This window comes from Rhizobacter sp. P2_H3 (assembly GCF_056403355.1).
The window spans coordinates 1-7,950 of record NZ_JBFUFQ010000252.1; the positions used below are offsets into that span (position 1 = coordinate 1).

8 protein-coding genes and 1 tRNA gene are annotated in these 7,950 nt (G+C 68.7%); 2 read left to right on the forward strand and 7 right to left on the reverse strand.

The annotated features are described in order from the left end of the window. A partial coding sequence (locus AC1D1T_RS27670) for a C-terminal helicase domain-containing protein (RefSeq protein WP_477992882.1) occupies positions 1–868 on the forward strand: 868 nt, incomplete at its 5' end. Between the two features lie 9 nt (positions 869–877). On the opposite strand, the gene AC1D1T_RS27675 is transcribed toward AC1D1T_RS27670, so the two are convergent. Further along, on the reverse strand, positions 878–1,516 hold the full coding sequence (locus AC1D1T_RS27675) for a TetR/AcrR family transcriptional regulator (RefSeq protein ID WP_477828863.1): 639 nt from the start codon (positions 1,514–1,516) through the stop codon (positions 878–880). A 54-nt stretch (positions 1,517–1,570) separates the two neighbouring features. On the opposite strand from AC1D1T_RS27675, the gene AC1D1T_RS27680 reads away from it, so the two are divergent. Next, entirely contained in the window at positions 1,571–3,118 is a 1,548-nt protein-coding gene (locus tag AC1D1T_RS27680; RefSeq protein WP_477992883.1) for an FAD-dependent monooxygenase, read from the forward strand. On the opposite strand, the gene AC1D1T_RS27685 is transcribed toward AC1D1T_RS27680, so the two are convergent. The 6 genes from AC1D1T_RS27685 to AC1D1T_RS27710 all read right to left on the reverse strand — a co-directional run. Beyond that, positions 3,079–3,456 (reverse strand): DUF2628 domain-containing protein, encoded by a 378-nt coding sequence (locus AC1D1T_RS27685; RefSeq protein WP_477842732.1) that lies wholly within the window; start codon positions 3,454–3,456, stop codon positions 3,079–3,081. The two genes, AC1D1T_RS27680 and AC1D1T_RS27685, sit on opposite strands and share 40 nt — an antisense overlap. Before the next feature lie 119 nt (positions 3,457–3,575). After that, positions 3,576–3,668, reverse strand: a tRNA-Ser gene (locus AC1D1T_RS27690). 37 nt (positions 3,669–3,705) lie between these two features. Continuing rightward, entirely contained in the window at positions 3,706–4,974 is a 1,269-nt protein-coding gene (locus AC1D1T_RS27695) for an aspartate kinase (protein WP_047508874.1), read from the reverse strand. A 58-nt stretch (positions 4,975–5,032) separates the two neighbouring features. Further along, the gene (gene tilS, locus AC1D1T_RS27700) at positions 5,033–6,334 is read right to left on the reverse strand and encodes a tRNA lysidine(34) synthetase TilS (RefSeq protein WP_477845057.1); all 1,302 of its coding nucleotides are present in this window, start codon (positions 6,332–6,334) and stop codon (positions 5,033–5,035) included. A 7-nt stretch (positions 6,335–6,341) separates the two neighbouring features. Beyond that, positions 6,342–7,313, reverse strand: a complete 972-nt coding sequence (locus AC1D1T_RS27705) for an acetyl-CoA carboxylase carboxyltransferase subunit alpha (RefSeq protein ID WP_047508869.1) — start codon at positions 7,311–7,313, stop codon at positions 6,342–6,344. Between the two features lie 65 nt (positions 7,314–7,378). Continuing rightward, positions 7,379–7,950, reverse strand: a 572-nt coding sequence (locus AC1D1T_RS27710; RefSeq protein WP_477992884.1) for a DNA-3-methyladenine glycosylase family protein, incomplete at its 5' end; no start/stop codon positions are given.

Here is a 7,950-nt window from a genome sequence, read left to right on the forward strand (position 1 = left end):
GCGCTGGCTGGGCCGCTCGGCCTTTGCCGAGATGCCGCGCGCGGGCCCGTCGGTGGTGCTGCTCGACGAGCAGTCGCGCATGGCCGGGCCGATCAGCGAACTGGTCAGCGATCTCTTCTACGACGGGTCGCTGCGCGTGGCGGCCGACACGCAGGCCGCGCCCGGCTGGCTGGCGGCGCGCCGGCGGGCGCTGGGTGCGATCGATGCCGACACGCATGTGCACGTGCACCGTCTGAAGACCGATGGCGCCTGGTCAGCCGCGGAGCGCGGGCCGATCCGGCGCGAATCGGCCGACGCGATCGCCGAGGCGGTGGCCGGCGCGCTGGCGAGCGGTGCGTGGCAGCCGCACGAACTGATCGTGCTGACGCCGTTCCGCGCGCAGCGCGCGCTGATCCGCCAGCGGCTGCGCGCGCGCGGCGTGCCCGAGGCGGTGAAGGTCAGCACCGTGCACCGCGCGCAGGGCAGCGAGGCACCGGTGGTGCTGTTCGACCCGGCCGATGGTGCCCAGCCCTTCCTGCAGACCGAGGAGGCGCAGCGTCTCGTCAATGTGGCGCTCAGCCGCGCGCAGGCCAAGGTGCTGGTCTACCTGTCGCCGGCCGATGCCGCCAACCCGCTGCTTGCGCCGATCGTGCAGCGGATGCGGCTGGCCGGCGATGCGCGCGCGGCGGTGCCGTTGATCGAGCTGGCGCGGCAGCCGGGCTTCCCGGCCAATGCGCTCGGGCGGCGCGTCGTCGCGGGGCGCCACACCGGCGAGGTCGGCGGGCTCAGTGCCGACGGGCGGCAGTTCTGGATGGTCAACGAGCGGACCGGCGCGAGGCAGTTGTTCGATGCCGATTTCTGGCGCGCACGGGCGCAAGGGTCGATGTGAAGAGACGGCTCACGCGCAAGGCGTGCCGGCCATCGCGGCCCGGAGACCGAGGCTGCCCTTGTCGACGATCGCGAGGAAGGCGGCCTTCGCTTCCATCGCATCGCCGTGCTGCCGAAAGCTGCGGTGGGCCTGGATGAGGGCCACGGTCCAGGTCGCGAGCAGCAGGTCGGCCGCCAGGTGGGCATCCGGATCGTCGGGCTCACAGCCTGCGCATTCGATCAACGCCACCCGCACGACCTCTGCGATCTCGTCGCGCAACGCCCTCGCCCGTGCCTTCAGCGTTTCGCTGCCCTCGATCGTCTCGATGAAGCCCTGGCTGGCAGCGGAGAACTCGAGGTAGGGGCTGCGTGCCTCGACCAGCCGATGCGCGAGCAGGCGCAAGGCCTCGATCGGCGCGATGCCGGGGTCGCGCTGCCGCAAGGCGTCGCGCAGGGCCTCGCGGATCTCCTCGTCGCGGTCGAAGAACATGTCCTCCTTGCGCGGAAAGTGATTGAAGACCGTCATCCGGCCGACGTCGGCGGCGGCGGCGATCTCGTCCACCGTCACGCGATCGAAGCCCCGTTCGAGGAACAGGCGCGTGGCGGCGTTGGAGATCTCCTGTCGCGTGGCGAGTCGCTTGCGGGAGCGTCGATCGGGTGGGATTGACATGGTCTCATTGTACTCAGTACATTTACTATACTGAGTACACATTGAATGAGAAACATGGATGAATCCATCGATGTCGTGGTGGTGGGGGCTGGTCCGGTCGGGCTGCTGACCGCGATCGAATTGACCCTGGGTGGTGTGCACGTCGTGGTGCTGGAACGGCTGACCGTCGTGAGCACCGCGATGAAGGCCGGCGGGATCGGGCCATTGGGCATCGAGGCGCTGCAGCGCCGTGGCATGGCCCCGGCCATCGCCGCCGAGGAAGCGCGCAACGTCGCGGCGATGGCGCCGTTCATCGAACAGGCCGGGGCCCCGAAGCGAGGGCCGAACTCGAAGTTCAGCGGGCATTTCGCCGGCCTGCCGCTGATCCGCAGGGATGCGCAGAAAGAGCCCGGACGGCGGGCCCACGTGGTGGATCAGCAGGGCGTCGAAACCATGCTGGGCGAGCGCGCCCGCGCGCTGGGCATCGAGGTGCGCCGCGGCTGCGAGCTCACCGGTCTTGCGCAGCAGCACGATGGCGTCGACGTGGCGTGGCAATCATCGACGAGCGCAGGCCGCATCCGCTGCGGTTGGCTCGTCGGCTGCGACGGCGGGCGCAGCCTCGTCCGCAAGCTGGCCGGCTTCGCCTTCCCCGGAACGCCGCCGTCGTCCACCTTCTACCAGGCCGTCGCCGAGATCGACCATCCCGAGCGCCTGGTGCCGATCGGCTGGCATCGCACCCCGGGCGGCGTGTTCTCCTGCGGGCCCCTGCCCGGCCGGCTGGTGATGCTGGACTTCACCGGTCCGCCCGAGGACCGGGAGGCACCGGTCACGCGTGACCAGCTCGAAGGCGTGCTGCGCCGCATCAGCGGCGTGGACGTTCGCGTGAAGGCGCTGGCCAGCGCCAGCCGCTGGACCGACAACACGCGGCAGGTCGACACCTACCGCCGAGGCAGGGTGCTGCTGGCCGGCGATGCCGCGCACATCCACACGCCGTTCGGTGGCCAGGGCCTGGGCCTCGGGCTGGTGGATGCCGCCAACCTCGGCTGGAAGCTCGCCGCCGTCGTTCGTGGCGAGATGGCCGACAGCCTGCTCGACACCTACACCGCCGAGCGCCGGCCCGTGGCCGAGGCCGTCCTCGCGAACACGCTGGCCCAGGTCGCGATCATGCGACCCGACCCGCAGGCGGGTGCGATGCGGGACCTGTTCGCGAAGCTGATGCAGCTCGACGACGTCAACCGCTTCATCGGCGAGATGACGAGCGGCCTGTTCACCCGCTACGACCTCGGGTCGCCGCACGACGAGGTCGGGCGCCTGATCGGTGACAGGCCGCTTCGACGCGATGAGGGCGAGGCCTCGTCGCTCTACGAGCTGATGCAGGACGGCAGCGGCGTGCTGCTCGATGCGTCAGCGGACGGCGGGGCTTGCACGCTCGTTGGCGCCGCCACACAGAGGATCCGTTGCGTCGCCATCGACACGGGACCGTCGATGCTGATCCGCCCCGATGCCTGCATCGCCTGGGTGGGCGATGGTGACGGCACCGAAGGCATCGGCGAAGCGCTGCGCCGCTGGTGGCCGGCCGGCCCTCACCACCAACCGTCGTCGCCCAGCACCATCTTCTTGTAGACGTCGATGTTGGCGCGAATGGCGAACAAGGCGCCGGTGGCAATCCCTATCGCGTTGCCGAACCGGTCACCCATCACCAGGTCGGCGACCACGACGACCACCACGCAGATCGCGAACAGCACGAGGGCCTTCTTCCACAGGCCCTTGGTCAGGTAGTAGAGCGGCCCGAAGAGGAAGGCCAGCACGTTGAACATGACCTTCATCCGTTGGCCGAAGGACAGCGCCTTGAGGTTCGGCAGCTTCGCGCCGCCCGCGCGCTCGATCAGGCGGAAGCGTGTCTTCCAGGCGTCGGACACCTTCAGCGCATCGATGCGCGAGCCCTTGAAGCTCAGTGTCACATCGGAAACTTCTGCCTTGGGCGGGGCGTAGGGGTTGGTTTCGTTCATACAAAAAAGCCCCGCAACACGAGGTTGGCGGGGCTTTGATGGCGATCAACGAATCTCGCTGATCACAGGTCTGGCGGAGTCGGAGGGATTCGAACCCTCGATGCAGGTTTTGCCCACATACTCCCTTAGCAGGGGAGCACCTTCGGCCACTCGGTCACGACTCCGGCGAAGACTGCGATTCTAGCCGCAGTTTTGACGATTTCAGGCGGTGGCCTGCTCCAGATCGAACGCCTTGTGCAGCGCGCGCACCGCCAACTCCATGTACTTCTCGTCGATCACGACGCTGGTCTTGATCTCGCTGGTGGTGATCATCTGGATGTTGATGCCCTCTTCGCTCAGGCAGCCGAACATCTTGCTCGCCACGCCCACATGCGAGCGCATGCCGATGCCGACGATGCTCACCTTGCAGATCTTGGTGTCGCCCATCACCTGCGCGGCGCCGGTCTTCGGCAGCACGGTGTTCTTCAGCAGCTCCATCGTGCGCGTGTAGTCGTTGCGGTGCACGGTGAACGAGAAGTCGGTCTTCCCCTCGTGCGAGATGTTCTGGATGATCACGTCGACGTCGATGTTCGCGTCGGCCACCGGGCCCAGGATCTGGTACGCGATGCCCGGCTTGTCGGGCACGCCCATCACGGTGATCTTGGCCTCGTCGCGGTTGAACGCGATGCCCGACACAACGGCTTGTTCCATTTTCTCGTCTTCCTCAAAGGTGATCAGGGTGCCCGAGCGCGCTTCCTCGGTGATGTCGATGTCCCACGGCGTGAAGCTCGACAGCACGCGCAGCGGCACGCGGTACTTGCCGGCGAATTCCACCGAGCGGATCTGCAGCACCTTGGAGCCGAGGCTCGCCATCTCGAGCATCTCCTCGAAGCTGATGGTGTGCAGCCGGCGTGCATCGGGAACGATGCGCGGGTCGGTCGTGTAGACGCCGTCGACGTCGGTGTAGATCAGGCATTCGTCGGCCTTCATCGCGGCTGCGACCGCCACCGCCGAGGTGTCCGAGCCGCCGCGGCCGAGCGTCGTGATGTGGCCGTCGGCATCGATGCCCTGGAAGCCGGTGATGACCACCACCTTGCCCTGCGCCAGGTCGGCGCGCACGCGGGCGTCGTCGATGCTCTGGATGCGCGCCTTCGTGTACGAGCTGTCGGTCTGCACCGGCACCTGCCAGCCGGCGTAGCTGACGGCCTGCATCCCCTCGGCCTGCAGCGCGATCGACAGCAGGCCCACCGAGACCTGCTCGCCGGTCGACGCGATCATGTCGAGTTCACGGTCGATCGCCGTGGTCGGCGAGGCCGGCGACAGCTCTTTCGCGAGGCCGAGCAGGCGGTTCGTCTCGCCGCTCATCGCCGAAGGAACGACCACCATCTGGTGGCCGGCGCGGGCCCATTTGGCAACGCGTTTCGCGACGTTGCGAATGCGCTCCGTGCTGCCCATGGAGGTGCCGCCGTACTTGTGAACGATGAGTGCCATGAAAGAGGTCTTGCCGCGAGTGGAGAAAAGGGTCGCGAGTCGATCGCAACCGGGCATTTTAACCGCGCGGAATGCGCCGCCAGGCCAGGCTCACCTGCGCCTGCCCCGGCAAGCCGATCACGCGGGCGTCGATGCCGAGGCCCGGCACGAAGAGCAGTTGCCCGCCGCTCCAGACGAGCGGACCGTCGCGGTCCCATGCCGGCACCGCTGCCGCCTGGTACTGCTTCTTCAGGCTGCGCGGCGGCCGGCCGAGGCCGGCCTGGAATTGCTCGCCGCCTTCGCGTGCGCGCAGCACGAGCGCGCCCAGCCATGCGAGCGGAATGCCGTCGTGCTTCACGCGCGTCGCGACGAGCTCGCCGCCCCAGCCCGGCAAGGCGTGGCGGCCGGCGCGGCGGATGCTCAACGCCGATTCGCGTTCCGGAGTTCCCGCAGGGGTCGGCAGCGATGCCACGAAGCCAAGGCGGCCGCGGTGCACGCGCAACTCGCCCCCCCTCGCCGGCCAGGCGCCCTGCCCGCCCAGCTCGTGCTGCAGCCGCAGCACGAGGCTCGCCGGCGCCGGCTGGCCGATCGACGCGAGCCAGCCGCGCAGCGCGTTCGATTGCCGCGCTTCGCTGAGCATGCGCCACTCGGTCACGATGAGGCCACGCGCATCGGCCACGCGTTCGAGATCGATCGCCGCCAGTTCGTCGAGCGCTGCCGCCGCCTGCTGCGCCCAGCGCGCCGACTGCGCGAGCGAGGCCTCGGCCTGCGGGAAGGCGTCGACGATCGCCGGCCACGCCGCGCGCCGCAGCCGGTTGCGGGCGAAGCGCTCGTCGCTGTTGCTGTCGTCGTCGATGAAGCGCAGCCGATGCCGGCGCACATAAGCCTCGATCACCTCGCGCGGCGCATCGAGCCAGGGACGCTCCCAGACCATGCCGTCGCGTTCGATGCGGCGCGGCATGCCCGCCAGCCCCGCGACGCCGCCGCCGCGCAGCGCCTGCAGCAGCAGCGTCTCGGCCTGGTCGCGCCGGTGATGGGCCAGCAGCACGATGCCCGCCTGCGCCTCCAGTGCCATCGCGCGCAACGCGCCGTAGCGCGCCTGCCGCGCCCACGCCTCGACGCTGTCGCCGCCGCGCGGCGCATCGCTCAATCGATGCACGATGAAGCGCACCGGCAAGCCGAGGCGCGCCCAGCGCGCGCATTGCCGTTGTCCGTGGGCGAGCCACGCATCGGCATGCGGGCTCAGCCCATGGTGGACATGGAGGGCGAGCACCTCGACGCCGGTGCCGCGTGCCGCATGCAGCGTGGCATGCAGCAGGGCCGTCGAATCGCGGCCCGCGCTGTAGGCGACCGCGACGCGCTTCGGCGCCAACGTCGCCACGGCGAGGTCAGTGGTCCTTGGTGTCGCTGAAGCGGCCGTAGGCGCGCAGGCGCTCGTAGCGGCGCTGCAGCAGTTCCTTCGGCTTCAGGTCGCTGACCTGGCGCAACGCGTCGTTCAGCGCGCGCTTCAGGAACGAGGCCATCTGCTTGGTGTCGCGGTGCGCGCCACCGACCGGCTCGTTGACGATCTTGTCGACCAGGCCGAGCGCCTTCAGGCGATGCGCCGTGATGCCCAGCGCTTCGGCGGCATCGGAGGCGCGCTCCGAGGTCTTCCACAGGATCGACGCGCAGCCTTCCGGCGAGATCACCGAGTACACCGAGTACTGCAGCATCAGCACCTGGTCACCGACGCTGATCGCGAGCGCCCCGCCGGAGCCGCCCTCGCCGATGATGGTGGAGATGATGGGCACCTCGAGCTGCGCCATCTCGAAGATGTTGCGGCCGATCGCCTCCGATTGCCCGCGTTCCTCGGCACCGATGCCCGGGTAGGCCCCCGGCGTGTCGACCAGTGTGAACACCGGGATGCCGAACTTCTCGGCCAATTTCATCAGGCGCAGCGCCTTGCGATAGCCCTCGGGGCGCGACATGCCGAAGTTGCGCGCCGCGCGTTCCTTCGTGTCGCGGCCCTTCTGGTGGCCCACCACCATGCAGGCCTGGCCGTTGAAGCGCGCCAGGCCGCCGACGATCGACTGGTCGTCCGCGAAGGCGCGGTCGCCCTTCAGTTCCTGGAAGTCGGTGAAGATCTCGCTGATGTAGTCGAGCGTGTACGGACGCTGCGGATGGCGGGCGATCTGCGTGACCTGCCAGGGCGACAGGCTGGCGTAGACATCCTTCGTGAGCTGCTGGCTCTTCTTGCCCAGGCGGTCGATCTCTTCGGAGATGTCGACGGCCGATTCGCTTTGCACGTAGCGCAGCTCTTCGATCTTGGTTTCGAGTTCGGCAATGGGTTGCTCGAATTCAAGGAAATGGCGTTTGCTCATTTATCTTGATCCCTGTTCTTGAAGGAGGATGCCCTGCCCAACGATGGGGGCTGGCTTGCGGGCCGTCAATATGCCACGGCAAGCGGGTCGAGACTGCGCCAAATGTACCATGTGGCCACCGAGCGAAAAGGCGCCCAGGCGTCGCCCACTTCGCGGGCCTCGGCCCTTGAAACCGGCTCGCCGCTGAAGTAGTTGTGGCTGATGCCCTTGATGAGGCCGGGGTCGTCCAGCGGCAGCACGTTCGGGCGCATCAGGTGGAAGATCAGGAACATCTCGGCGGTCCAGCGGCCGATGCCGCGGATCGCGACCAGCTCGTCGACGATCGCCTCGTCGTCCATCTGCTGCCACTGGCGCACATGCACGCTGCCGGCCTCGAAATGCTGCGCCAGGTCGACCAGGTAGTCGACCTTGCGTGCCGACAGCCCGGCCTCGCGCATCTGCGTGGATTCGATCGCCAGCACCGCCGCCGGCTGGATGCGCTGCGAGCCGCCGTCGAGCAGCGCGGCCACGCGCTCCCACGAGGCCTGCGCGGCCGCCACCGAACTCTGCTGGCCGACGATCGAGCGCGCGAGCGTGGTGAACGCATCGCCGCGGCTTTGCAGCCGGCCTTCGCCGAACTGCGGGATCAGCTTGCGCA